Origin of the sequence: Pseudomonas sp. PARCl1 (assembly GCF_947311875.1) — a bacterium.
GTDB classification, from domain to species: Bacteria; Pseudomonadota; Gammaproteobacteria; order Pseudomonadales; family Pseudomonadaceae; genus Aquipseudomonas; species Aquipseudomonas juntendi.
In genome coordinates this window covers 100,968-124,053 of record NZ_CAMZMX010000003.1, presented here as the reverse complement: position 1 = coordinate 124,053, position 23,086 = coordinate 100,968, and the positions used below count along the sequence as shown (strand labels likewise).

Genomic DNA, 23,086 nt, shown 5'->3' with positions numbered 1-23,086 from the left:
GAATATCAGAAGGGGCCGAATCATAACAAAGCTGCGCGGTTTTTAGGTGCATCGCCCATTTCCATGAATTCTGCTCATGTTGGCCTAGCCGGTGAAAAACGGTGGCCAAGGACGACCAGGCAACAAATCGTGATGGCTTCAAGAACCAGGACTTTCCGCACATGGTGCAACGTATCCTTGCCGGCGCTTTCGCCCTGCTCCTTAGTGGCGCGGTGCTTGGGCAAGCTCCCCAGTCGAGCCCGGCCATATCCTACACCCGGGACATCCAACCCATTTTCACCGAGAAATGCGTGGCCTGCCACGCCTGCAACGATGCCGCCTGCCAACTGAAGCTGGAAAGCCCCGAAGGCGCAGTACGCGGGGCCAGCAAGGTTCCGGTGTACCAGGGCGAGCGCAGCCAGGCAGTGCCCACCACGCGGCTGTTCTACGACGCCCACAGCGAGAGCGAGTGGCGCAAGAAAGGCTTCTACTCGGTGCTCGACAACCAGGGCAGCCAGGCCGCGCTGATGGCGCGCATGCTCGAACTGGGGCACAAGACGCCACTCACGCCCAATGCCAAGGTGCCTGACGAGATCGTCCTGGGCCTGAACCGCAACAACATGTGCCCCTTGCCCCATGAGTTCGATGCCTACGCCGGCGCCCATCCCAAGGAAGGCATGCCGCTGGCCGTGACCGGGTTGACGGACCAGGAATACGACACCATGCGCCGTTGGCTGGCCGCCGGCGCGCCGGTCGAGTACCAGCCGATCCAACCCAGCGCTGCCGAAGCCCGGCAAATCGCCGAATGGGAGGAACTGCTCAACCGCCCAGGCTCCACCGAAGCGCTGGTTGGCCGCTGGCTGTACGAGCACCTGTTCCTGGCGCATATCTATTTTACAGGGGGTGAGCAGGGTCATTTCTTCCAGTGGGTGCGCTCGCGCACGCCAAGCGGCCAGCCAGCAGACATCATCGCCACGCGGCGGCCCAACGACCCGCCCGGTACCGACTTCTACTACCGGTTGATCCCGGTGCAGGGCGTGATCGTGCACAAGACGCACATCACCTACCCAATGGGGCCGCAAAAGCTCAAGCGGGTGAAGCAGCTGTTCTATGCCGGTGACTGGCATGCCAGCGCGCTGCCCGGCTATGGCCCACGCCACCGCGCCAACCCGTTCGAAACCTTCGAGGCCATCCCGGCGGTGGCGCGCTACCAGTTCATGCTGGATAACGCCGAGTACTTCGTGCGCACCTTCATCCGCGGGCCTGTTTGCCGGGGGCAGATCGCCACCGACGTCATTCGCGACAACTTCTGGGCATTGTTCCAGGAGCCCGCGCACGACCGCTACATCACCGATGCGCACTACCGCGGCGAAGCCACGCCGTTGCTGGCCATGCCAGGCCAGAACGACGACGTGGGCAGTGTGCTGAGCCTGTGGCACGCGTACCGCGACAAGCGCAACGCCTATGAAAAGCTGCGCCGGGAAGCCTATGCCGAGCTGCCGGCCCCAGGCTGGGCGACGCTGTGGGCCGGTAACGACAATGCCTTGCTGAGCATATTCCGTCATTTCGACAGCGCCTCGGTAACCAAGGGCCTGGTCGGCGACGTGCCCCTTACCGTCTGGCTGTTCGACTACCCACTGCTCGAACGCACCTATTACCAGCTGGCAGTCAATTTCGATGTGTATGGCAACGTGTCCCACCAGTTGCAGACGCGCCTGTACTTCGACCTGATCCGCAACGGTGCCGAGGTCAATTTCCTGCGCCTGATGCCGGCAGACCAGCGCAAGGCGATTCTTGGCGACTGGTACCAGAACAGCGGCAAGGTCAAGATGTGGCTGGACTACGAGGACATCGACAGTGACACGCCGAGCGGTATCAAGCTTGACCCGCGCAACCCCACGCGCGACTTCGGCCTCAAGCTGTTGCAGCGCACCGGCAGCCTGAATGCCGCGCCCGACCCGATCAACCGCTGCCAGGGCGCCTTCTGCTCGCGGCCGCAAATGAGCGAAGAGTTCCGCAATGCCGAGCAGTCGCTAAGCCGCCTGGTCTCGCGCCCGGCGGCCGGGCTGAAGGTGATCAACCAGCTGCCCGAGGCGACGATGTTGCGCATCGAAGGGCAGGGCGGCCAGCGCCAGGTGTACAGCCTGCTACGCAATCGCGCGCACAGCAACGTGGCCTTCCTGCTTGGCGAGGCCTATCGCTACCAGCCTGGCCTGGACACCCTGACCCTGTACCCCGGTGTGCTCAGCAGTTACCCCAACTTCATGTTCAACATCCCGACCAAGGATGTGCCGGAATTCGTCGAGGACATGGAGTACGCGAAGGACGATGCGGCGAAGTTCGAACGCATTGTCATGCGCTGGGGCGTGCGCCGCAGCCACCCCGAGTTCTGGCGCTACTTCCATGACCTGAACAGCTACATCAAGGAAACCGAGCCGCTCGAGGCCGGGGTGCTGGACATGAATCGCTACGAAAACCTCTGATCGGTTTGGCTGACCTTTCCGATACACCTGCGGTCGGAAAGTGTTAGGTGGCCTGTATCGGTGCTCACGCAGCCGATACGGGCCTCAATGCACCGAAAAGCGCAGGTTCTTTCATGTTGTATTCGCTTCAGGCATTGCGGGCGTTCGCCGCTTGGGTGGTGGTCTGCCACCATTTCATGCAGATCTTCTTCGATTTCCATGCCACGGGCCCCGTCGGCCAATTGCTCACTGACCGCGGCGCCGTGGGCGTGGACATCTTCTTCGTGATCAGTGGGCTGGTTATCTACCTGTCGACCTGCGACAAGCCGGTCGAGCCGCGCCAGTTTCTGCTCAACCGGGTGCTGCGCATCGTTCCCGCCTACTGGTTCTATACGGCCCTGATGGCCTTGTTGTTGCTGGCGTTCAGCCAATGGATGCCGCACCAGGTGTTCAGTTGGCATCACCTGCTGCTGTCGCTGCTGTTCATCCCGGCGGAGAACCCCGGCGGTTATGGCCTGTATCCCACCTTGAACGTGGGCTGGACGCTGAACTTCGAGATGTTCTTCTACCTGTTGTTCGGCCTGGCTTTCCTTGTGCGCAAACGTCACCACCTGTTGATGGTGGCTGGCGCCTTGCTGCTGGTCAGCGAGGTGCTGGGGCGGTTCGGCTTGCTCAGCCACTTTTACAACAACGACATCATCTATGAGTTCTTGCTCGGCATCGGCCTTGGGGTCTTGTACCGCCATGGGCTGATCCGCCAGGGCCGGGTGCTGGCGTTGCTGTTGCTGGGGGCGGCAGGCCTGGCCATCTATCACCTCGATGCATCGCAGCGTTTGCTGCATTGGGGCGTGCCGAGCGCAATGATCGTGCTGGCCTTCATCGCCCTGGAACCGATGTTCAAAGGCAACCGGCTGCTCAAGGCGCTGGGCGACTGCTCGTATTCCGTGTACCTGATCCATGTGCTGGTGCTGTATGCCGGCTGGTTCGCCAGCCAGCGGCTGCAGTTGAATCCTTACTGGGTATTCGCGGTGTGCGTGCCGTCCATTGGACTAATGTCGTGGTTCAGCTATTGCTGGCTGGAACGTGGCCTGTACCGGCGCATGCAGGCGTGGCTGGCGGCGCCGCGAGGGGGCGAGCCGGCCTATGCGCTTTCCCGAGTCAAATACTAGGACTTTGTTCGATGCGCCGGTTGGCGTACACTTGGCGGCAAGTCTGTGAGGAACCTACATGAGCGCTATAACCATTACCGACGCCGCCCATGACTACCTGGCCGATCTGCTCTCCAAGCAGAACACGCCTGGCATCGGCATTCGTATTTTCATCACCCAGCCGGGCACCCAGTACGCCGAAACCTGCATCGCCTACTGCAAGCCGGGCGAAGAGAAGCCTGACGACACCGCCGTTGGCCTCAAGAGCTTTACCGCTTACCTGGATGCGGTCAGCGTGCCGTTCCTGGAAGATGCCCTGGTCGATTACGCCACCGACCGCATGGGTGGCCAGCTGACCATCAAGGCGCCGAACGCCAAGGTGCCGATGGTCAATGAAGACAGCCCGATCAACGAGCGTATCAACTACTACCTGCAGACCGAGATCAACCCTGGTCTGGCCAGCCATGGCGGCCAGGTCAGCCTGGTAGATGTAGTGGACGACGGCATTGCTGTGCTGCAGTTTGGCGGTGGTTGCCAAGGGTGCGGCCAGGCTGACGTGACGTTGAAAGAAGGCATCGAGCGCACCCTGCTCGAGCGTATCCCGGAGCTGAAGGGCGTGCGTGACGTGACTGACCACAGCCAGAAAGAAAACGCCTACTACTAAGCCTTCCGGCGGCTGCGGGGCTGCAGCCTCACCGTTGCCATGGCGCATGCTTGCTCGGGCTGCGTTGCAGCCCGATCGCGACACGAGGCCGGGTCTGAACAGGCCGCTAAAGTCCCCGCACTTAGCAATAAAGTGTTACGTTTTCAAGCCCTGCGACAACAGGCCGCAGCCCGTATTTCAAGGGCTGCAGGCCCTACCTGCCCAGGTCGGGTAGAACCCCTCTGGGTCTCATGCCAGAATGCCCCGGTTTTTCGACTGGCCCGTCCCAAGGGCCGGCACCTTCCCTGTAAAGGATGGTTTCATGAATGATCTATATAGCCGGCGGGCAGTCGTCGCCGGCATGGGCGTTCTCGGGGTCGGCCTGCTGGCGGGCTGCAGCCCGGCGCGGGGGCTCGAGTTCAAGTACGGCAAGAACATGAGCAATGAGATCCTCGGGCGCAAGTTCAGCCTCAAGGACCCGCAAGGCAACGTGCGCACCCTGTCGAGCTTTTACGGCAGCATGCCCATGATTTTCTTCGGCTTCACCCAGTGCCCGGCGGTCTGCCCCACCACGCTGGCGCGTGCGGCGCAGATCCGCAAGACGCTGCGCGGCCGCGACCGCGACTTGTTCCAAGTGGTGTTCATCACCCTGGACCCGGAGCGCGACACCCCCGAGGTGCTCGATGCCTACGTCAAGGCCTTTGACCCCACGTTCATCGCACTGACCGGCACCCCCGAAGAAATTGCTGCAGTAGCCAAGGAATTCAAGGTGTTCTACGAGAAAGTCCCGGCCGGGGACACCTACACCATTTCTCATTCGTCCACCAGCTACGTCTACGATACACGTGGCACCCTGCGCCTGAGCCTGGGCCATTCCCTGACTGCCAAGGAATGCGCCGAAGACCTGGTCACCCTGATGGAGATCTGCTGAATGTTGATGCAACCGATCAAACGCGGCCTGGCTGCCCTGGCCCTTGCCGGGCTGGCACTGCCGGCCCTCGCCCAGACCACCGTGAGTGAAGCCTGGGTGCGTGCCAGCGTGCCGCACCAGCAGTCCACCGGCGCATTCATGACCCTGACCGCCAGCAGCGACAGCAAGCTGGTGAGCGTGGCGTCGCCAGTTGCCAAGACCGTTCAGGTACACGAAATGACCATGAACGGCGATGTGATGGGCATGCGTGAGGTGAAGGCTGTCGAGCTACCCGCGGGCAAAGCCGTTACGCTGGACCCAAATGGCCTGCATGTGATGCTGATGGGCCTGAACGGCCAGGTCAAGGAAGGCGAAAAAGTACCGCTGAGCCTGACCATCGAAGACGCCAAAGGCGCCAAGGAAACCGTGGAAGTGCAGGCTGAAGTGCGCGCGCTCACCGCCGAGGCGGGCGGCGGCCACGACCACATGCACATGCAGCACTGACAGGTTCCAGCAAGGCAGCCTTGGCGCGCCGGTCAACTGCGAAACTTGGGCAGTGGCCGGTCGAGGGTCAGCGAGGTCAAGGTCTTGCGGACTTGCGCCTCGTCGGCTTCCAGCGCCCGTAAACTCGCGCGAATCTTGCCTGCGGCGGGCACATCGCCCTGCCGGTCGATCCAGTCGGCAATCTCCTTGCACGCGCTACTCAGGCAGGCCTGGCGCTGGTTCATCAGCGACAGTAGGGTGGTGAGCTCTCTTTGGGACATGGCAGGATCCTCCGTTCAGCCCTGTTAGTGTAGCAGTGGCTAGGCGGCCTGCCTGTGGCGAGGTGCCACAGCTCAGCCTGACCTCCAGGCGCTGCGATAAACGCCCGGCGGCACGCCGTAGGCCTGCTTGAACTGCCGGCTCAGGTGGCTCTGGTCGGCAAAGCCCAGGTCGAACGCGACCTGCGACGCTACCAGGCCGCTTTTCAGCATTTCCCGTGCACGGGCCAGGCGCCGCTGTTTGAGCCAGGCATGCGGCGGCAGGCCGGTAGCCTGGCGAAACACCCGGGCGAAGTGAAATGGCGACAGGTTGACCGCCGCTGCCAGCGCCTCCAGCGAAGGCGGGTCGGCCAGCCGGCTTTCCAGCAGTTCGCGCGCGCGGGCCACTGCCAGGGGCTCTTGGCCCGGGGCCGAAGGCGCCGCGCATTGCCCATGGCGCTGCACCAGCGCCAGCACCGCCTGGCGCCAGGCGGTTTGCTGCTGCAGGGCGCTGGCACCGGCTTCTGACAACTGGTGCAGTTGACTGAATGCAACGGCCAGCGCAGGGTCTTGGATCACGCTGGCCTTGAAGCTGCGCATGCCGTGACGCCCCAGCTCCAGTTCCTCGAGCACCCCTGTGACCCGTTCATGATCGGGGTAGAAACCGCGATAGCGCCAACCTGCTTCGTGAGCGGTGGCGCCGGTGTGCAGTTCGTCCGGATTGATCAGCACCATGCTGCCGACCGGGGCCAGGTGCTCGCTGCCGCGGTGCCAGAAACGCTGGGCGCCGGACTCGATCACGGTGAACACATAACCCTCGTGGACGTGCGGGGCGAAGCGTTGCTGAACGTAACGCGCGTGCAGCATCTCGACGTCGCCCAGCGCTGGCGCCTGCCAAAGGTGTGTCTGCTCGCGCAGTGCCTCGCTCATGCCAGCCAACTGCGCAAAAGGAAGAAGATCAACATGCTCACCAGCATGCTCAGCACTACGCTGCGGGTCAACAGCACCAAGGTGATGGCCGCCAGTGAGCCCAGCAGGTAGGGGTTGAGCAGGCTCAGTTCGAGCTGGTGCTCGGGCAGGAAAATGATGGGGCCGCAGATGGCCGTGAGCATGCCCGGCACGGCAAAGCCCAGAAATTGCCGCGCGTTGGAGCTAAGCCGTAAGGGCAGGCGTGGCTCCAGAAACGCGTAGCGGTTGAGAAACACGATGGCCCCCATGGCAAAAATCAGCACCCAGGTCATGTGCGTGCTCCGGCAAATTTCTGGCAGATGAAACCGGCGCTCATGCCCAGCAACCCGGCGGCGACCAGGGCGGTCTCCCAGTGCCAGTAGCTGAACAATACCGAGCAGAACAGCGACACGGCTACGCACGCCAGCGTGGCGAGGTTGCGCACCAGCGGCGCGATCAAGGCCACGAAGGTGGCGACGATGGAAAAGTCCAGCCCGTACTGGTCCAGGTGTGGAATGCTCTGGCCCAGCAGGATACCGGCCAGGGTGAACAGGTTCCAGGCAACGTAGAAGGTCAGGCCCACCCCTAACGCGTACCAGCGGTTGAACTGCTGCTGCTCGTACTGGCTGGTCAGGGCGAAGAATTCGTCGGTCAACAGAAAGCCTAGGCCCAGCCGCCAGCGCAGCGGCTGGTTGGACAGCACTGGGCGCATCGACAGGCCATACAGCAGGTGCTGTGAGGTCAACAGCAAAGTGGTCAGCAGTATCGATGCCAGGTTGGCGCCGCCCTTGAGCATGCCGATGGCCACCAGTTGCGCGGCGCCGGCAAAGACGATGGCCGACAGCCCTTGGCCCTGCCAAGGGCTTAGGTTGGCCTCGATGGCCATCGACCCGGCGAGCAGGCCCCAAGGGGCGACGGCAAGGGACAGCGGCAGGATGGCGATGGCGCCGTGGAGAAAGGCTTGGCGAGCAATGGTGGGCATGGTATCTGCAATGCGTTTACAGGGCAGGCCAGCATGCCAGACGGTCAGGGGGTTGGCTTGAACGATCTTGCTGGTCGACAGCGCTTTTGGCGTGAGCGCCCGTAATGCCCCCGGGCACCAGCTAGGGGTGCCGGGTCAGGTGTTGCTGCGCTGTCACGCAGCCATTGATGTCGACCGCCTTCTGCAGCAGGCTCAACCGGTGCTGTGGGTCCAGTTCGCTGAGCAGGCGGTACACCTCGGCCTGGTAGTCACGCTGGCGCCCCCACAGCATTTCCAGGCCTTGTGGCTGGTTGCGTCGGCAGGCCAGCTGGGTGGCAGGCTGCGGGTAATAGGGGGCGTACACGGTGGCCATGCTGGGGATGGCCTCCAGGGCTGTGCGGTAATCGCTACTGGCATTGTAGGGCTGGCACCAGGTGGCGATGGCCGGTGCGGGTGCGGCAAAGCCCTGCTTTAGGCTGGCTTCGAGCAACGGGCAGGCAGCTTCAGGGATCTGCGCCGCGGGAAGGTAGGTCATGTAGTACAGGGCCAACCGGTATTGGGCGACCGGGTGGCCCAGCTCGACCGACTTTTTCAACAGGGCCACCGCTGTAGGCAAGGTGTGAGCCATTGCCTGCCCCTGGCGGCTGAGCTCCGGGTCGGCGCCCAGCGACGTGCGCAGGGTGCTGCTGCCTTCTTCCTGATTGTCGGCCTGTTCCAGCAATGGCAACGCCTGGCGGTAGAGCAGGTCGGCATGCGGGTCGATATTAACCTCCAGCGCCTGGGCAGCCAGCGGCAGTAACGCAACCAGCAGCGCGGGCAGGCGCATGGCCAGGCTCACAGGTGAACCCCATGGGCGGCCAGGTGAGAGTGCACGGTTTCGACGGTCATGGCGGTCAAGCATTGCGCCTCGGGGAAATCGGAACGACCACGTATTCTAGCCAGCCAAGGGGCCTGGCCGAAAGGCCGCTGTGCAAATGTCAGACGAGTCTGATAGGGGTGACATTACGCTGGGCGTGTTTTTCCTGGGCCAGGCCCAGCTTGGCGGTGATCACCTTGGCCAAGGCATTGTTGCCCAGGTCGTTCAGGTGCAGGCGATCGATGAACAAATCTGCCCCGAACACGGGCGAGCTGCTGAGCATGCCGTTCATGTCGTAGCAGGGGACCGGATCGGCCTGGCTCTTGATGCGGCGGAAAAACGCCGAGTGCAGTTGGCTGTCGAACGCGCCGTCGAGCAGCCGGTCGAAGTTGCCCGGCTGCTGCTCCAGTGCCGCCAACATGGCCTGTTCACCGGCCGGCAGGGTTTCCCGGCACCAGGGCAGCAACGGTTGCAGGATGAAGGTCAGGGTGGCGTGGCTGTCGGCCAGCAACCGGTCCCACTGCCGCAGCGTGCGGCCAATGGTGTCGGCGGCGCGGGCCAGGCGCTTCTCCGGGGCGGATAGCGGCCAACTGCCCACGGCTTCGGCTGGCGGCGGCGGCGCCAAGGCTTGACCGATGCGCCGCCACAACGACTGCCGGCGGGCGGCGGTGGCAGGCTGCAGGCCTTCGCTGAAGCTGTTGAGAAAGTCCTGGTAAGCCCTGCCATGGGCCGCTGCGGGGCTGGCGAGCACTTCGCACAGGGCTTCGTGGGCCAGGCTGTTCAGGCCGCTGAGCACGACCACGTGGCCGAGCTGGCCCAGGCGATGCTGGTGGGTCAGGAACAACAGCAGCTCCTGGCTGGCATTGAGCCCGCAGCCGGCCAGGCTCAGCCAGACTTCGCCAGTGAGCATCGACAGGTGCGAAGCCACGGTGTGCTCGTCGGAGCTGGCGCCGATGCCCAGGGCTGTCGAGCCACCGACCAGCAAGTTGATGCGCGAAGCGCCGCCGCGCTCGCCCGCAGAAAAGCGCTTGCCGGCGCAATGGCTGTAGCGCAGGCCTAGGGCATCGGTGTTGATGGTGCCGGAGCGGTAGCCGGTTTCGTGCACATGCACGGTGTGTGGCGCGCGGCGGCTGCCGCGCAGCAGAAAGCGCTGGTAGTCCTGTGGCAGCGGCGAAGGAGGCGGGCTGGTGCGGGTGGAGTTCATGAATGCTCCTTCAATGGCGCCGTAGGGTGCACAGCAGTTTCAGGCCGCCAGTTCTTTCAGGTTGTACAGCAGGCCGCCTGCGGCGATCAGCAGCAGCGCCACGCCGGACGCCAGGCTGATGACCCGGTTGCTACGCTGCGAGGCGATCTTGCCGATGGCGAAGATGTACAGGCTGAGCACGGCGAAGTCGATGGCCACCCAGAGCAGCGACAGGACCACCATGCTTTTGCCGAACGACTCGGTGATCTGGATGAACTGCGGGAAGAAGGCGATGAAGAAGATGATGTCCTTCGGGTTGGAAATGCCCACCATGAACCCGTGCAGCAGCCCACCACGGCCGGGCTTGGCCGCCTCGTTAGGGGCCTCGTTCGAGGCCGCTGCAGCCGGCGCCTGCAGCGCCTCGCGCAGGGTACCCACGGCAATGTGGCCGATGAACAGGCAGCCCAGCAGGCTCATGATGTTGAGCCAGGTCTTGTCGATGGCCGCGCTGGTGAGGATGATCCAGGCGGCTGCGCCAATCAGCACCAGGGACGCCCAGTTGGTGCCGACGGCGGTGAACATGGCCTTGCGCGAGCCCGAAGCGGCCGCAGTGTTGACGATCAGTGCCACCACTGGGCCGGGCGTGGCGATCAGCAGCAGGACGGTGAGGGCATAAGTGGCGGTGAGTGCGGTATTCACGGTCAGTTCTCGATCAGTATGTCGGGTGTCGGCTGGTGTGCGGTGTGGGTATGAAACGGGCAGCGCGCCGGGTTCAGCGAACCTGCCTCCTGCAGCTGGTACTGCTTCCATTCGTAGTTGTCGGCATCGCCAAAAGCGCCAAGGGTGTCGGGCACGACGCCATCGTTGTAGTGGTGTACCCGCTCGCGGATGCGCGCGCGGATGCGCCGGCCGCTTTCGCTGCGGGTGTCGGCCACTTCGTCGAAGTTTTCCCGGGGGTTGATGACGAAGGTGATGTGTTGGCCCAGGTTGCGGCTTTTCATGCGCTCGTGGCCGGGGAAGTTCATGTTGATGAACAGCGGCATGCCGGCGTAGCAGAACGACCAGCCGGTATCGGCGGGGTCGGTCGGTATGCCCTGTGGCCAGGGGTGGGGGTCGCGCGCATGCACCCCGCGCAGCACCTTCCAGGCCAGCGCCTGCTGTTCGCTCAGGCTGCTGTCGGCTGCAGTCTGCAGAAACACCACCAGTGGGCTGCCGATGCGCTGCCGGGGTGTGACAGGTGCGATGAGGCGCACATAATCGGCCAGGCCCTGTGCGATATCATCCGACAGTTGCTCGGCGCGTGCGAACAGGATGTAACAGGTTTCGCCGTTTACCGCCTTGCGGCCGAACAGGCACGGAAATTCGGGGTTGGCGAGAATGGTGCGAAATTGTTCTACGGTGGTGTACGTCCAGTGTTGCATGTCATGACCATGTTCAGCGGCGAGCTCTAGCGCATCCAGGCGATAGCAATTTCCATATCCCGTAAACATGATTTCCCCAGGCGTGAATTTAAATGAACGTTCCAGTCATATGCAGGCAGGATCTTGGTTATATTTGTTTTTTACCTGCATTTTCCGAGACGCACTTCACGTTGTAAAACGCGTGGAACTATGACCTACTATTAGTCTCACTCATGCTCGGGATATCGCCATGTCGGAACGCATCCAGGCCCTGCACGCATTGCGTGCCTTCGAGGTGGCGTCACGCTATGGCTCCTTCACCCGTGCGGCCGAAGAGCTTGCCTTGACCCAGGGTGCGGTCAGCCACCACATCAAGACCCTCGAAGCCATGTTTGGTTGCGACCTGTTCGAGCGCCGTGGGCCCAAGCTGAGCCTGACCGAGCATGGCCGTGTGCTGGCCCAGGAACTGAAAGTGGGCTTCAAGATCATCGAAAATGCCTGCGCGTTGTTGCGCCAGGACCGTTATGGCTTGCGCCTGAAGGCGCCTTCCACGCTGACCGTACGCTGGCTGCTGCGGGCGCTGGATGCGTTCAAGAAGCACGAAGACCACTGCAGTGTGCAGCTGTCGAGCGTGTGGATGGACATCGACAGCGTCGACTTCTATTCCGAGCCTTACGACTGCGCCATTCTTCTGGCCAGCGGGCGCTTCCCTGCCGACATCGACAGCTTCAAGCTGTTCGACGAGTGGCTGATACCGGTATGCCACCCCGATTACATGGCGCAAGCGCAGCCAGCCCTCAGCGACCTGCCGCAGTGCGAGTTCCTGCACCCTTCCCCCGACCGGCGCGACTGGCGGCGCTGGTTGGCGCGGATGGACGCGCTGCACATCAGTATCGACCAGGGGCAGGTATTCGACACGCTGGACCAGGGCATTTCGGCTGCACAGCAGGGCCTGGGCATTTCGGTCGTCGACCTGGTACTGGCCAGTGCCGACCTGGCGGCCGGGCGCCTGGTTACGCCATTCAAGCATGCCGTGGCCACCGGCGACGGGTACTACATGATCTGGCTCAAGGCCAGCCCCAAGGCGCGGCAGATGCACAAGCTGCGTGACTTCCTGATGGGCCAGGTGCCGCCGCTGGCCTACAAGGATATCGACTATCTGTACGGTTGAGCCGTACTGCTTCGCGGTGGCAGAGCGCTGTGGCCAAAATGCCTTGCAACGGCTGCGCGCATGCCAGCCAGCGGTTTAGAATGGCCGGCTTGCCATTTTGGTACCCGGAGCCTGCCCATGAGCAACCTGCAATTCCGCCAGCCCGTCATGACCGACGCCGAGCACTGCTACCAGATTGAGGTGAGTGCCTACGAGGGCGACGAGGCGGCCACCCTGGAAAAGATACGCACCCGTATCAGCCAGTACCCACAAGGCTTCCTGTTGCTCGAAGAGCAGGGCGGCATCGTGGGGTTCATCAACAGCGGCTGTGCCCATGCCGTGGTGATGGCTGACGAGGCGTTCAAAGACTTGGTCGGGCATGACCCGCTGGCAGCCAATGTGGTGATCCTGTCGGTGGTGGTGGACCCCGCGCACCAGGGCAAAGGCTACGCCAAGCGGCTGATGGACGAATTCATTGCGCGGACCAAGGCGCAAGGCAAGCAGACCATTCACCTGATGTGCAAGGAGCAGCATGTCGAGCTGTACCGCAAGATGGGCTACCAGTACGTGCGGCCTTCGCCCTCCGACCACGGCGGCATGGCCTGGCACGAAATGGTCATGGCCCTCTAGGCAACCGTGAAGCGGGCCTCAGCAGCCTGTGGCTGCTGAGGTTGCTGGGGTATCAGTACTCCCAGAAGATCCGCTGCAGCTCCTTGCTGTCCTGGGTCTTGGTCATTGCCACCATGGCCAGAATCCGCGCCTTCTGCGGGTTCAGGTCATGTGCCACCACCCAGTCGTTCTTGTCATCTGGCTGTTCGGCGTTACGCAGCACGAGGCCACCCTGGTTGACGTGCGACGAGCGAATGATCTGCACACCCTCCTTGCGCAGTTCCTGCAGCGCCGGCACTACCCGTGAAGACACCGAGCCATTGCCGGTACCGGCGTGGATCAGCGCCTTGGCGCCATGTTGCGCCAACGCTTTGTAGGCAGTGTCGGTCACGTTGCCATAGCCATAGGCAATGTCCACCTGCGGCAGGCTGCTGATCTGTTTGATGTCGAACTCGGAGTTGACCGTGTGACGCTTGGCCGGCAGGCGGAACCAGTACGACTTGCCTTCCACGACCATGCCCATTGGCCCCCAGGCGCTCTTGAACGCTTCTGTCTTGATGTTGACGGCCTTGCTCACGTCACGGCCAGACTGGATCTCGTCGTTCATGGTCACCAGCACGCCCTTGCCTCGCGACTGCTGGTCGCCGGCCACGGCCACTGCATTGTAGAGGTTGAGCATGCCGTCGGCGGACATGGCGGTGCCCGGGCGCATCGAGCCGACTACCACGATTGGCTTGTCGGTCTTCTCGACCAGGTTGAGGAAGTAGGCGGTTTCTTCAAGCGTGTCGGTACCGTGGGTGATGACGATACCGTCCACATCCTTGCTGTCGGCCAGTTCGGCGACGCGTTTGGCCAGCTTCAGCAGGTCATCGTTGCTGATGCTTTCCGAGGCGATCTGCATCACCTGCTCGCCGCGCACATTGGCGATGTCAGCGAGCTCCGGCACGCCGGCGATCAGCTTGTCCACCCCCAGCTTGGCAGCCTGGTAGGTGGCGCTGTTGGCGGCGCTGGCGCCAGCGCCGGCGATGGTGCCACCGGTGGCGAGGATGACCACGTTGGCCAGTTTCTGCCGGGTTTCGGCTTCCTTGGCCGAGGCGGCGGTGGGCAGGACCAGCAGCAGGGCGAGGGCGCTGGGGGCAAAGGTTTTCAGTGCGGCATGCATCGTTCTTGTGCTCTCTTCCAAATGAGATGGTTTTTGAATCGCGCAGCTTGCAAGGCATCTTTCATACCAGCTTGCGCGCGCAGTGGTGCAGGCACCGCTTTGTGTTGCAGTGCTGTGCGCAGCAGCCCCGAAACCACGGCCGCAGTGCAGGTTGGCGCAGGTGCAGCGCAGCCCGGCTCGACCTAGGGGGGGGCGTTGCGGGGGTAGTGTTCCATTCGAGAATCCGAACAGGCGTAGGAAAAGGTGTTCGGTTTTGCGGAAAGATTCTGGATAATCAGCGCCAACGGTTTCGGCCGCTGACCTGAAAAACGGATTTGACAAACCCTGCTACTGTTTCCATAGTTACGTACCGCAAACGTTTGCGATCCGATAAAAAAACAAGATTCGGAGTCATCGTCCATGAAACTGCCGTTCCCCGGTCGTCTGCTGGCCCTCGCTGTCGTTTCCTCACTCTCCCTTGCCTTGCCGTTTTCTGCCGCCCACGCCGAAGACAAGCCCAAGGTCGCCCTGGTCATGAAATCGCTGGCCAACGAGTTCTTCCGCACCATGGAAGACGGTGCCAAGGACTACCAGAAAAGCCACGCCGCTGAGTTTGATTTGATTGCCAACGGCATCAAGAACGAAACCGACACTGGCGAACAGATCCGCATCGTCGAGCAAATGGTCAACGCCGGCGCCAAGGCGCTGGTAATTGCCCCAGCCGATTCCAAGGCGCTGGTATCAGCGGTGAAGAAAGCCATGGACAAAGGCGTGGTGGTGATCAACATCGATAACCGCCTGGACCCCGACCTGCTCAAGAGCAAAGGCATCAGCGTGCCCTTCGTCGGCCCTGACAACCGCAAAGGCGCGCGTATGGTGGGCGAGTACCTGGCCCAACAGAAGCTCAAGGCCGGTGACCAGGTGGGCATCATCGAAGGGGTGCCAACCACCACCAACGCCCAGCAGCGCACTGCAGGCTTCAAGGACGCCATGGAAGCCGCCAAAATGAACATCGTCTCGGTCCAAAGCGGTAACTGGGAGATCGACAAAGGCAACGCCGTCGCCGCTTCCATGCTCAACGAATACCCCGACCTGAAGGCCCTGCTGGCCGGTAACGACAGCATGGCGCTGGGTGCAGTTTCGGCTGTGCGTGCCGCCGGCAAGGCGGGCCAGGTGCAAGTGGTCGGCTATGACAATATCAACGCCATCAAGCCCATGCTGGCCGATGGCCGCGTGCTCGCCACCCTTGACCAGGCAGCCAGCCAGCAAGCCGTATTCGGTATTCAGGCAGCATTGAAAATGGTCAAAGGCGAAAAGCCTGACGTGGATGCCGACAACGTCATCCAGACCCCAGTCAAGCTCGTTACCAAGTAGCCCCGACCCTGCCAGGAGAACCGGCCATGCCTGCATCGGCCAATGAAGTGGTGCTCGCTGCCAGCGGCCTTGGCAAGACCTACGCCCAGCCGGTGCTGGGCGAGGTCAGCCTGAATCTGCGGGCCGGCGAAGTGCTGGCCCTGACCGGCGAGAACGGTGCGGGCAAGAGCACGCTGTCCAAGTTGATCAGCGGCCTGGAAACCCCCACCACCGGGCACATGACCTACCGCGGCCAGGCCTACGCCCCCGCCAGCCGCAGCGAGGCCGAGCGCCTTGGCGTGCGCATGGTCATGCAGGAACTGAACCTGCTGCCAACCTTGACCGTGGCGGAAAACCTGTTTCTCGACAACCTGCCCAGCCGTTTTGGCTGGATCAACCACAAACGCCTGCGCCAGTTGGCCACGGCGGCCATGGCCAGGGTCGGGCTCGATGCCATCGACCCGGATACCCCAGTCGGCGAACTGGGTATCGGCCACCAGCAAATGGTCGAAATCGCCCGTAACCTGATCGGCGACTGCCACGTGCTGATCTTCGACGAACCCACCGCGATGCTGACCGCGCGCGAAGTGGAGCTGCTGTTCACCCAGATCGACCGCCTGCGCGCGCGCGGGGTGGCCATCGTGTACATCTCTCACCGCCTGGAAGAGCTGCAGCGCGTGGCCCAGCGGATCGTCGTACTGCGCGACGGCAGGCAGGTGTGTGACGAGCCCATCCAGCGCTACAGCAGCGCCGAACTGGTCAACCTCATGGTGGGCCGCGAACTGGGCGAACACATCGACCTGGGCCGGCGGCAGCTTGGCGCACCCTTGCTCAAGGTCGACCGGCTTACCCGCAGCGACAAGGTGCGCGAGGTATCTTTCGAGGTCAGGGCAGGGGAGATATTCGGCATCTCCGGCCTGATCGGCGCGGGCCGCACCGAGTTGTTGCGCCTGATCTACGGCGCCGACCGTGCTGACAGCGGCAGCATCGCATTGGGCCAGCCACCGCAGCCGGTGACCATCGACTCGCCCAAGGCGGCCGTGCGCGCAGGCATAGCCTTGATCACCGAAGACCGCAAAGGCGAGGGCCTGCTGCTGAGCCAGTCGATCAGCGCCAACATTGCCTTGGGCAACCTTGGCGCCGTGTCACGGGCCGGCGTGCTCGACGGCGAGGCGGAAAGGGCCTTGGCCGAGCGCCAGATCCAGGCCATGCGTATTCGCAGCGCCGGTGCGCAGCAGGTGGTTGGCGAGCTGTCGGGTGGCAACCAGCAGAAGGTCGTGATCGGCCGTTGGCTGGAGCGCGACTGCCAGGTACTGCTGTTCGACGAGCCCACCCGGGGCATCGATGTCGGTGCCAAGTTCGACATCTACGGCCTGCTGGCCGAGCTGGCACGCCAAGGCAAGGCCCTGGTGGTGGTGTCCAGCGACCTGCGCGAATTGATGTTGATCTGCGACCGCATCGCCGTGCTGTCTGCCGGGCGCCTGATCGACACCTTCGACCGTGAGCACTGGACGCAGGATCAACTGTTGGCGGCAGCCTTTGCCGGTTATCAGAAACGTGACGCTCTGCTGCATGAGGCAGCCCCCAGGATGGACGTATGAAAACCACACCGCTCGACAGCCAAGGCGACGCCGTGCGCCGCAACGGTTCCTATTATGGCCTGGGCACCTACCTGGGCCTGGCCGGCGCCTTGCTGGCGATGATCGTGCTCTTCTCGTTCCTCAGCAGCCACTTCTGGTCGTACAACACTTTCAGTACATTGGCCAACCAGATCCCGGACCTGATGGTACTGGCGGTCGGCATGACCTTCGTGCTGATCATCGGCGGTATCGACCTGTCGGTGGGGTCGGTGCTGGCCCTGGCCGCGTCTACGGTGAGCGTGGCGATGCTCGGTTGGGGCTGGGGCGTGCTACCCGCCGCGCTGCTGGGCATGGCCGTGGCTGCGCTGGCCGGCAGCATCACTGGCAGCGTGACCGTGGCCTGGCGCATCCCGTCGTTCATCGTCTCGCTCGGCGTGCTGGAAATGGCCCGTGGCCTGGCCTACCAGTTCACCGACTCGCGCACCGCCTATATCGGCGATGCCTATGCCTGGTTCTCCGACCCGGTCGCCTTTGGCATCTCGCCAGCGTTCATCATCGGCTTGCTGGTGATCGTGCTGGCCCACCTGGTACTGACCCGCACGGTGTTCGGCCGCTACCTGATCGGCATCGGCACCAATGAAGAGGCCGTGCGCCTGGCAGGTATCGACCCACGGCCCTACAAAGTGCTGGTGTTCGCGCTGATGGGCCTGCTGGCCGGGCTGGCTGCGCTGTTCCAGATTTCTCGGTTGGAAGCGGCCGACCCGAATGCCGGCTCTGGCCTGGAACTGCAGGTCATTGCCGCCGTGGTGATCGGCGGCACCAGCCTGATGGGCGGGCGTGGCTCGGTCATCAGCACCTTCTTCGGCGTGCTGATCATTTCCGTACTGGCCGCGGGGCTGGCGCAGATCGGTGCCAGCGAACCGACCAAGCGCATCATCACCGGGGCGGTGATCGTCATTGCCGTGGTGCTCGACACTTACCGTAGCCGGCGTGCAGGCCGGCGGAACTGACAACATGGCAACCATCAAAGATGTCGCGGCATTGGCGGGTATTTCCTATACCACGGTGTCCCATGTATTGAACAAGACCCGACCGGTCAGCGAGCAGGTGCGGCAGAAAGTGGAGGCCGCGATTGTCGAGCTCGACTATGTGCCCAGTGCCGTGGCGCGTTCGCTGAAGGCTCGTAGCACGGCGACCATCGGCCTGCTGGTGCCCAGCAGCGTGAACCCTTACTTTGCCGAGCTGGCGCGGGGCATCGAGGACGCCTGTGAACGCAACGGCTATTGCGTGATTCTGTGCAACTCCGACGACAACCCGCAAAAGCAGCGCAGTTACCTGCGCGTGTTGCTGGAAAAGCGCATCGACGGGCTGGTGGTGGCGTCGGTGGGCGAGGACAGCGACCTGCTGCAGAGCCTGGCCGGCGTACGTACGCCCATGGTGATCGTCGACCGCGAGCTGGAAGGGGTGGACGCTGACCTGGTGCGCATCGACCATGAGCACGGCGCTTACCTGGCGACCCAGCACCTGCTGGCCCTGGGGCACCGCGACATCGCCTATATCGGCGGCCCCGCCGATACCGGGGTAACCCAGCTGCGCCTGCGCGGCTTTCATCGGGCCATGGCCGAGGCGCAGGCGCCGGTGCACAGTGACCGTGTGCTGCACTGCGACTTCACCAGCCCAGGCGGCCATGCCGCCGCTGCGCAAGTGTTGCAGGGGCGGCGACCTACGGCCATTTTTGCGGGCAACGACATGATCGGTTTCGGCGTGCTGCGCGCTGCCGCCGAACGCAATATCAACGTGCCCGGCGAATTGTCGGTGATCGGCTTCGACGACATCGAGCTCAGCCGCTACGTGTACCCGCCGTTGACCACCGTGGGCCAGTCGATCCGCGAACTGGGCGAGAGCGCTGCCTCGCTGTTGCTGGCGCGCATCGGCACCCCCCGGCAAGGCATGGCCGAGCAGCGCATCGTCGCCCCGCGCATTGTCTTGCGCGAATCCACCGGGCCGCGCCCGGACCTGTTCAACGATTACCGCTAACGCTAAGGAACTGTCATGAATGCCAAGGTTGTGGTGGTCGGCAGCCTCAACATGGACCTGGTGGTCCGCGCCCAGCGCTTGCCTCGCGCCGGCGAAACCCTGCCCGGTGAGCGTTTTTTCACGGTGCCGGGCGGCAAGGGGGCCAACCAGGCCGTAGCAGCTGCGCGCCTGGGCGCCAGCGTGGCGATGATTGGCAATGTCGGCGATGACGATTATGGCCGCCAGTTGCACCAGGCATTGTCCGCAGAAGGCATCGACTGCCAGGGCGTCAGTACCTGCCCCGGCGTGTCCAGCGGTGTAGCCCTGATCACCGTGGATGCCGCCAGCCAGAATTGCATTGTCATCATCCCCGGCGGCAACGGCCTGCTGACGCCGCAGTCGGTGCAGCACTTCGAGGCGTTGTTGCAGGCTGCGCAGGTGGTCATCTGCCAGTTGGAGGTGCCGGTCGACACGGTGGCCTGGACGCTGAGGCGGGCGCGTGAACTGGGCAAGCAGGTGATCCTCAACCCGGCGCCTGCCACCGGCCCGCTGCCTGCGCAATGGTTCGCGCTCATCGATTACCTCACCCCCAATGAAAGCGAGGCCGAAGCGCTGACCGGCATTGCGGTGACCGACCAGGCGAGCGCGCAGCTTGCCGCAGAGCGCTTGCTGCAGGCGGGGGCGGGCAAGGTGATCGTCACGCTGGGCGCGCAAGGGGCATTGCTGGTAACGCCCGAGGGCCACCAGCATTACCCCGCACCGGTGGTGCAGCCGCTGGACACCACTGCTGCTGGCGACACCTTCATTGGCGGCTTCGCTGCGGGCCTGGTGCGTGGCCTGGAGGAGGGCGAGGCCATCGCCTTCGGCCAGCGTGCTGCGGCGCTGTCGGTGACACGCGCTGGCGCGCAGCCATCAATCCCTTACCTGGCGGAGCTGGTGCCATGAAGAAAACCCCGCTGCTGAACGTTGCCCTTTCGCGCACCATCGCCGGCATGGGCCATGGCGATATCCTGGTGATCGGCGATGCGGGCCTGCCGGTGCCGCCAGGCGTGGAAATGATCGACCTGGCGATCACCCCTGGCTTGCCGGACTTCGCCAGTGTGTTGCGGGCCGTGCTGAGCGAGCTTCAGGTAGAGCGGCATGTGCTGGCCGAGGAAATGCAGAAAGTGGTGCCGCCAGCGCTGGTCGAGCTCGAGCGCCTGAAGGGCAAGCTGGGCAAGCGCGAATGGCTTAGCCATGAAGCATTCAAGGTGCTGTCGCGCAGTGCCCGGGCGGTGGTGCGTACCGGTGAGTGCCAGCCCTACAGCAATATCGCGCTGGTTTCCGGCGTCACGTTCTGAGCCGTTTACCAGCCGCCGGTGCCACCCGGCGCGTCTGGCGTTATTCACCAAAGGCAACAGGAGTGCCATTCCATGCTCAAGCCCTGGCTTCAAGGACTCGCTTTCATGCTCACTGCCACCAGCTTGCAGGCTGCCCCCATCGACCTGATCATCGACACCGACCCCGGTGCTGACGACGTGGTCGCCTTGTTCCTGGCCCTGGCCTCGCCAGAAGAACTCAATGTTCGCGCCATCACCACCGTGGCCGGCAATGTGCGCCTGGATAAAACCTCCCGCAACGCGCGCCTGGCGCGCGAATGGGCTGGCCGCGAAGACATCCCGGTTTACGCGGGGGCCGGCCGCCCGCTGGTGCGCGCCCCTGTCTATGCCGCAGAAGTGCACGGCGAAGAAGGCCTGGCCGGCGTTCAAGTGCATGAGCCGAAGGCCCCGCTGGCCGCCGGCAACGCCGTGCAGTACCTGGTAGACACCTTGGCGGCCGCCAAGCCGCACAGCATCACCGTGGCCATGCTCGGCCCACAGACCAACCTGGCCCTGGCGCTGATCCAGCGCCCGGAGATTGCCAAGGGCATCAAGGAGGTGGTGGTCATGGGCGGCGCCCACTTCAACGGCGGCAACATCACCCCGGCGGCAGAATTCAACCTCTACGCCGACCCCCATGCAGCCCAGGTGGTTCTGGCCAGCGGGGTGCAACTGACCTATCTACCGCTGGACGTCACCCACAAGCTGCTGACCAGCGACGCCCGGCTGCAGCAGTTGGCCGCGGTGAATACACAAGCCAGCAAGCGGGTGGTGGACATTCTCAACGTGTATATCAAGCACGACATGGCGTTGTACGGCATGCCCGGCGGTCCGGTGCATGACGCCAGCGTCATTGCCTACTTGCTCAAGCCCGAACTGTTCAGCGGCCGGCGCATTTACCTGAGCATCGACAGCCGCGAAGGCCCGACCTTTGGTCAGACCGTCGCTGACTGGCACGGCGTGCTCAAGCAGCCGGCCAATGTGCTGTGGGTGGAGCAGGGTGACGCCCAAGGCCTGTTCGACCTGCTTAGCGCCCGGTTGGCGCGGCTGCAATAGCTGCGCGCGGGGCGTAGCGCTCCAGCACCTGCTCGATGAAGCTGCGTGCTGCTTCGGGGCCGCGGTCGCGCACCAGCAGGTCGATGCCGATCAACAGCAACTCCTCTGGTGTGCCAGGGCTGTACGCACTCTGGCCCTCGGCCCACTTGACCTTGATATCGGCATCGATGGTGTGGCTGCTCATGAAAAGCTCTCGCTAGGGGCCCGGAACGAAGGGGTGAACACCTGACCCTGGTGTTCGATGGAGGCGGGATGCACTCCACTTCTTGCAGCAAATCATGGCTTTGCGCCAGTGACCGTGCGCGCTAAGCATATGGCAAACGCAGCGGGTTGTGCAAAATCCGGTCACGATTGCTTTTCCCCCTCGTTGATCGAGTTCAGGCAGACTTGACCGGTTTTGCAACAAATGATGAGCGGAACTGTCGGATCAGACATTCCCATACCGATTTAGGAGGCTTCATGTTCCGTACCCGTGCTTACCTGGCAACCCTGGCGATGGCTGCTGTCCTGGCTGGTTGCAGCACTGGTGGCGATGCTGGTGGTAATGCCAGTGGGGCTGCACCGGCTGCGCCGGCCGGCAACGACGGCCGCTGCGATGCCAGCGGCGCAGACTTTGCCATGGGCAAGCAAGCCAGTGCCGAGTTGCTGGAGCAGGCGCGCAAGGCCAGTGGTTCGCAAATAGCGCGTATTCTCAAGCCGCACGACGTGGTAACCCTGGAGTACCGGTCCGAGCGCTTGAACCTTAACGTCAATGAGCAGGGTGTGGTCAACCGCGTCAACTGCGGCTGATTCAGCTACCCCCGGCCCCTGGGGCGCGCCCAAAAAAAACCCGCCACAAGGGCGGGTTTTTTTACAGCTATCCGAATTACTCCGGACGAACCTGTGCAGCCTGCATGCCTTTCTGGCCGCGCTCGGCGACGAAGGAAACAGTCTGGCCTTCTTTCAGGCTCTTGAAGCCGTCAGATTCGATGGCTTTGAAGTGAACGAACAGGTCGTCGCCGCCGCCTGCTGGGGTGATGAAGCCGTAGCCTTTCTCATCATTGAACCATTTGACGGTGCCTTGTTGGCGATTGGACATGGGTGAATCTCCAGAACATTTAGTTTTTTCGGTGGTGCAATGCGGCCGAGGCTACGGAGCACGGGACGTATCATAGTCCATTTCTGCGCATCTAGCGCCTTTTACCTTCGCCGGATATTGATCCAGCTCAAAGATTTACCGGCCGACTTTGGCTTTAAGGTTTCAGCTCTTCGGTGCGCAGGCCTGTTTCACAACCGTTTGCGCTTTCTGCATCAGCTTGGCGTCCACGCCATCCTTGCTGTCCAGGTCGGCAATTTCGGCATCGGTGAAGTTCTTCTTGATGGCTTGGGCGCCACAGTCGCAGTGTTTCTTCGCAGTTGCAGCATCAACGCCCTGGCCGCTGGCCACCTGCGTGCACTGGGCCATGTAGCCGGCCTCTTTCCCCGGTGGGAAGTTGCCAGCGTTCGCGGCTACCGGCAGCAGCAGGGCAGCAGTGGCCGCCAGGGCCAGAAGAGACGGAACTCGCATAACCAGTTACTCCTTGGGTTAAGGTCTCATCAAGAGTAGGTTGCTTC

Annotated in this window: 27 protein-coding genes; 15 read left to right on the top strand and 12 right to left on the bottom strand. The window is 63.2% G+C overall.

Annotated elements, in window-relative coordinates; all coding sequences use genetic code 11:
* Window positions 1-161: 161 nt before the first annotated feature.
* The 5 genes from QME24_RS02775 to QME24_RS02755 all read left to right on the top strand — a co-directional run bounded on the left by QME24_RS02775 (window position 162) and on the right by QME24_RS02755 (window position 5,646).
* Window positions 162-2,462 carry a fatty acid cis/trans isomerase gene (locus tag QME24_RS02775; protein WP_054904152.1) on the top strand — a complete coding sequence of 767 codons (2,301 nt, stop codon included), beginning with the start codon at window positions 162-164 and terminating at the stop codon, window positions 2,460-2,462.
* Between the two features lie 113 nt (window positions 2,463-2,575).
* Window positions 2,576-3,610 carry an acyltransferase gene (locus QME24_RS02770; RefSeq protein WP_054904129.1) on the top strand — a complete coding sequence of 345 codons (1,035 nt, stop codon included), beginning with the start codon at window positions 2,576-2,578 and terminating at the stop codon, window positions 3,608-3,610.
* Window positions 3,611-3,668: 58 nt separating this feature from the next.
* Window positions 3,669-4,253, top strand: a complete 585-nt coding sequence (gene nfuA, locus QME24_RS02765) for a Fe-S biogenesis protein NfuA (RefSeq protein WP_003250416.1) — start codon at window positions 3,669-3,671, stop codon at window positions 4,251-4,253.
* A gap of 301 nt (window positions 4,254-4,554) precedes the next feature.
* Complete coding sequence (locus tag QME24_RS02760; protein ID WP_192439911.1) at window positions 4,555-5,163, top strand: SCO family protein; 609 nt, start codon at window positions 4,555-4,557, stop codon at window positions 5,161-5,163.
* On the top strand, window positions 5,164-5,646 hold the full coding sequence (locus QME24_RS02755) for a copper chaperone PCu(A)C (RefSeq protein WP_029884912.1): 483 nt from the start codon (window positions 5,164-5,166) through the stop codon (window positions 5,644-5,646).
* 32 nt (window positions 5,647-5,678) lie between these two features.
* Here QME24_RS02755 and QME24_RS02750 read toward each other — a convergent pair whose 3' ends face one another.
* The 8 genes from QME24_RS02750 to QME24_RS02715 all read right to left on the bottom strand — a co-directional run bounded on the left by QME24_RS02750 (window position 5,679) and on the right by QME24_RS02715 (window position 11,320).
* Window positions 5,679-5,906, bottom strand: coding sequence for a hypothetical protein (locus tag QME24_RS02750; protein ID WP_029884913.1), 228 nt, complete (start codon window positions 5,904-5,906; stop codon window positions 5,679-5,681).
* Between the two features lie 72 nt (window positions 5,907-5,978).
* Window positions 5,979-6,812: an AraC family transcriptional regulator gene (locus QME24_RS02745; protein ID WP_280091184.1), complete on the bottom strand. Its 834-nt coding sequence runs from the start codon at window positions 6,810-6,812 to the stop codon at window positions 5,979-5,981.
* Window positions 6,809-7,123, bottom strand: a complete 315-nt coding sequence (locus QME24_RS02740; protein WP_009685903.1) for an AzlD domain-containing protein — start codon at window positions 7,121-7,123, stop codon at window positions 6,809-6,811. Before QME24_RS02740 ends, QME24_RS02745 begins: the two co-directional genes overlap by 4 nt.
* Window positions 7,120-7,812, bottom strand: a complete 693-nt coding sequence (locus QME24_RS02735; RefSeq protein WP_054904126.1) for an AzlC family ABC transporter permease — start codon at window positions 7,810-7,812, stop codon at window positions 7,120-7,122. Before QME24_RS02735 ends, QME24_RS02740 begins: the two co-directional genes overlap by 4 nt.
* Window positions 7,813-7,933: 121 nt before the next feature.
* Window positions 7,934-8,629, bottom strand: a complete 696-nt coding sequence (locus tag QME24_RS02730; RefSeq protein WP_047149981.1) for a hypothetical protein — start codon at window positions 8,627-8,629, stop codon at window positions 7,934-7,936.
* Between the two features lie 139 nt (window positions 8,630-8,768).
* A complete protein-coding gene (locus tag QME24_RS02725) occupies window positions 8,769-9,851 on the bottom strand; it encodes a hypothetical protein (protein WP_054904125.1) in 1,083 nt (360 codons plus the stop codon).
* 39 nt (window positions 9,852-9,890) lie between these two features.
* Window positions 9,891-10,529, bottom strand: a complete 639-nt coding sequence (locus tag QME24_RS02720) for a LysE family translocator (RefSeq protein WP_054904124.1) — start codon at window positions 10,527-10,529, stop codon at window positions 9,891-9,893.
* A gap of 2 nt (window positions 10,530-10,531) precedes the next feature.
* A complete protein-coding gene (locus tag QME24_RS02715) occupies window positions 10,532-11,320 on the bottom strand; it encodes a YqcI/YcgG family protein (protein ID WP_054904123.1) in 789 nt (262 codons plus the stop codon).
* A 160-nt stretch (window positions 11,321-11,480) separates the two neighbouring features.
* On the opposite strand from QME24_RS02715, the gene QME24_RS02710 reads away from it, so the two are divergent.
* Together QME24_RS02710 and QME24_RS02705 are read left to right on the top strand one after the other, a co-directional pair.
* Window positions 11,481-12,401, top strand: a complete 921-nt coding sequence (locus QME24_RS02710) for a LysR substrate-binding domain-containing protein (protein WP_054904122.1) — start codon at window positions 11,481-11,483, stop codon at window positions 12,399-12,401.
* A gap of 117 nt (window positions 12,402-12,518) precedes the next feature.
* On the top strand, window positions 12,519-13,010 hold the full coding sequence (locus tag QME24_RS02705; protein ID WP_054904121.1) for a GNAT family N-acetyltransferase: 492 nt from the start codon (window positions 12,519-12,521) through the stop codon (window positions 13,008-13,010).
* A 52-nt stretch (window positions 13,011-13,062) separates the two neighbouring features.
* Here QME24_RS02705 and QME24_RS02700 read toward each other — a convergent pair whose 3' ends face one another.
* Window positions 13,063-14,151 carry an asparaginase gene (locus QME24_RS02700; protein ID WP_281690745.1) on the bottom strand — a complete coding sequence of 363 codons (1,089 nt, stop codon included), beginning with the start codon at window positions 14,149-14,151 and terminating at the stop codon, window positions 13,063-13,065.
* A gap of 399 nt (window positions 14,152-14,550) precedes the next feature.
* Between QME24_RS02700 and QME24_RS02695 the strand changes: the two genes are divergently transcribed.
* From QME24_RS02695 to QME24_RS02665, 7 genes are all read left to right on the top strand, one after another.
* On the top strand, window positions 14,551-15,504 hold the full coding sequence (locus QME24_RS02695; RefSeq protein ID WP_009685894.1) for a sugar ABC transporter substrate-binding protein: 954 nt from the start codon (window positions 14,551-14,553) through the stop codon (window positions 15,502-15,504).
* 26 nt (window positions 15,505-15,530) lie between these two features.
* Complete coding sequence (locus QME24_RS02690; protein WP_054904119.1) at window positions 15,531-17,084, top strand: sugar ABC transporter ATP-binding protein; 1,554 nt, start codon at window positions 15,531-15,533, stop codon at window positions 17,082-17,084.
* Window positions 17,081-18,073: an ABC transporter permease gene (locus QME24_RS02685; protein ID WP_054904118.1), complete on the top strand. Its 993-nt coding sequence runs from the start codon at window positions 17,081-17,083 to the stop codon at window positions 18,071-18,073. The genes QME24_RS02690 and QME24_RS02685 overlap by 4 nt, the downstream gene beginning before the upstream one ends.
* Before the next feature lie 4 nt (window positions 18,074-18,077).
* Window positions 18,078-19,100, top strand: a complete 1,023-nt coding sequence (locus tag QME24_RS02680) for a LacI family DNA-binding transcriptional regulator (RefSeq protein WP_029884924.1) — start codon at window positions 18,078-18,080, stop codon at window positions 19,098-19,100.
* A gap of 15 nt (window positions 19,101-19,115) precedes the next feature.
* Window positions 19,116-20,024 (top strand): ribokinase, encoded by a 909-nt coding sequence (gene rbsK, locus QME24_RS02675; protein WP_054904117.1) that lies wholly within the window; start codon window positions 19,116-19,118, stop codon window positions 20,022-20,024.
* Window positions 20,021-20,419: a D-ribose pyranase gene (rbsD, locus tag QME24_RS02670; protein WP_009685887.1), complete on the top strand. Its 399-nt coding sequence runs from the start codon at window positions 20,021-20,023 to the stop codon at window positions 20,417-20,419. The genes rbsK and rbsD overlap by 4 nt, the downstream gene beginning before the upstream one ends.
* 72 nt (window positions 20,420-20,491) lie before the next feature.
* The gene (locus QME24_RS02665; RefSeq protein WP_054904115.1) at window positions 20,492-21,493 is read left to right on the top strand and encodes a nucleoside hydrolase; all 1,002 of its coding nucleotides are present in this window, start codon (window positions 20,492-20,494) and stop codon (window positions 21,491-21,493) included.
* On the opposite strand, the gene QME24_RS02660 is transcribed toward QME24_RS02665, so the two are convergent.
* Window positions 21,465-21,677: a hypothetical protein gene (locus QME24_RS02660; protein WP_054904114.1), complete on the bottom strand. Its 213-nt coding sequence runs from the start codon at window positions 21,675-21,677 to the stop codon at window positions 21,465-21,467. The two genes, QME24_RS02665 and QME24_RS02660, sit on opposite strands and share 29 nt — an antisense overlap.
* A gap of 275 nt (window positions 21,678-21,952) precedes the next feature.
* On the opposite strand from QME24_RS02660, the gene QME24_RS02655 reads away from it, so the two are divergent.
* Complete coding sequence (locus QME24_RS02655; protein WP_054904113.1) at window positions 21,953-22,282, top strand: I78 family peptidase inhibitor; 330 nt, start codon at window positions 21,953-21,955, stop codon at window positions 22,280-22,282.
* A gap of 76 nt (window positions 22,283-22,358) precedes the next feature.
* On the opposite strand, the gene QME24_RS02650 is transcribed toward QME24_RS02655, so the two are convergent.
* Window positions 22,359-22,571 (bottom strand): cold-shock protein, encoded by a 213-nt coding sequence (locus QME24_RS02650; RefSeq protein WP_003250656.1) that lies wholly within the window; start codon window positions 22,569-22,571, stop codon window positions 22,359-22,361.
* Between the two features lie 162 nt (window positions 22,572-22,733).
* Complete coding sequence (locus QME24_RS02645) at window positions 22,734-23,039, bottom strand: hypothetical protein (protein ID WP_054904112.1); 306 nt, start codon at window positions 23,037-23,039, stop codon at window positions 22,734-22,736.
* Between the last annotated feature and the right edge of the window lie 47 nt (window positions 23,040-23,086).

Bases quoted from the DNA above. Each gene is read 5' to 3' on its own strand.
- QME24_RS02775 (WP_054904152.1), top strand. From the start codon at position 162: ATGGTGCAACGTATCCTTGCCGGCGCTTTCGCCCTGCTCCTTAGTGGC.
- QME24_RS02770 (WP_054904129.1), top strand. From the start codon at position 2,576: ATGTTGTATTCGCTTCAGGCATTGCGGGCGTTCGCCGCTTGGGTGGTG.
- nfuA (WP_003250416.1), top strand. From the start codon at position 3,669: ATGAGCGCTATAACCATTACCGACGCCGCCCATGACTACCTGGCCGAT.
- QME24_RS02760 (WP_192439911.1), top strand. From the start codon at position 4,555: ATGAATGATCTATATAGCCGGCGGGCAGTCGTCGCCGGCATGGGCGTT.
- QME24_RS02755 (WP_029884912.1), top strand. From the start codon at position 5,164: ATGTTGATGCAACCGATCAAACGCGGCCTGGCTGCCCTGGCCCTTGCC.
- QME24_RS02750 (WP_029884913.1), bottom strand. From the start codon at position 5,906: ATGTCCCAAAGAGAGCTCACCACCCTACTGTCGCTGATGAACCAGCGC.
- QME24_RS02745 (WP_280091184.1), bottom strand. From the start codon at position 6,812: ATGAGCGAGGCACTGCGCGAGCAGACACACCTTTGGCAGGCGCCAGCG.
- QME24_RS02740 (WP_009685903.1), bottom strand. From the start codon at position 7,123: ATGACCTGGGTGCTGATTTTTGCCATGGGGGCCATCGTGTTTCTCAAC.
- QME24_RS02735 (WP_054904126.1), bottom strand. From the start codon at position 7,812: ATGCCCACCATTGCTCGCCAAGCCTTTCTCCACGGCGCCATCGCCATC.
- QME24_RS02725 (WP_054904125.1), bottom strand. From the start codon at position 9,851: ATGAACTCCACCCGCACCAGCCCGCCTCCTTCGCCGCTGCCACAGGAC.
- QME24_RS02715 (WP_054904123.1), bottom strand. From the start codon at position 11,320: ATGTTTACGGGATATGGAAATTGCTATCGCCTGGATGCGCTAGAGCTC.
- QME24_RS02710 (WP_054904122.1), top strand. From the start codon at position 11,481: ATGTCGGAACGCATCCAGGCCCTGCACGCATTGCGTGCCTTCGAGGTG.
- QME24_RS02705 (WP_054904121.1), top strand. From the start codon at position 12,519: ATGAGCAACCTGCAATTCCGCCAGCCCGTCATGACCGACGCCGAGCAC.
- QME24_RS02700 (WP_281690745.1), bottom strand. From the start codon at position 14,151: ATGCATGCCGCACTGAAAACCTTTGCCCCCAGCGCCCTCGCCCTGCTG.
- QME24_RS02695 (WP_009685894.1), top strand. From the start codon at position 14,551: ATGAAACTGCCGTTCCCCGGTCGTCTGCTGGCCCTCGCTGTCGTTTCC.
- QME24_RS02690 (WP_054904119.1), top strand. From the start codon at position 15,531: ATGCCTGCATCGGCCAATGAAGTGGTGCTCGCTGCCAGCGGCCTTGGC.
- QME24_RS02685 (WP_054904118.1), top strand. From the start codon at position 17,081: ATGAAAACCACACCGCTCGACAGCCAAGGCGACGCCGTGCGCCGCAAC.
- QME24_RS02680 (WP_029884924.1), top strand. From the start codon at position 18,078: ATGGCAACCATCAAAGATGTCGCGGCATTGGCGGGTATTTCCTATACC.
- rbsK (WP_054904117.1), top strand. From the start codon at position 19,116: ATGAATGCCAAGGTTGTGGTGGTCGGCAGCCTCAACATGGACCTGGTG.
- rbsD (WP_009685887.1), top strand. From the start codon at position 20,021: ATGAAGAAAACCCCGCTGCTGAACGTTGCCCTTTCGCGCACCATCGCC.
- QME24_RS02665 (WP_054904115.1), top strand. From the start codon at position 20,492: ATGCTCAAGCCCTGGCTTCAAGGACTCGCTTTCATGCTCACTGCCACC.
- QME24_RS02660 (WP_054904114.1), bottom strand. From the start codon at position 21,677: ATGAGCAGCCACACCATCGATGCCGATATCAAGGTCAAGTGGGCCGAG.
- QME24_RS02655 (WP_054904113.1), top strand. From the start codon at position 21,953: ATGTTCCGTACCCGTGCTTACCTGGCAACCCTGGCGATGGCTGCTGTC.
- QME24_RS02650 (WP_003250656.1), bottom strand. From the start codon at position 22,571: ATGTCCAATCGCCAACAAGGCACCGTCAAATGGTTCAATGATGAGAAA.
- QME24_RS02645 (WP_054904112.1), bottom strand. From the start codon at position 23,039: ATGCGAGTTCCGTCTCTTCTGGCCCTGGCGGCCACTGCTGCCCTGCTG.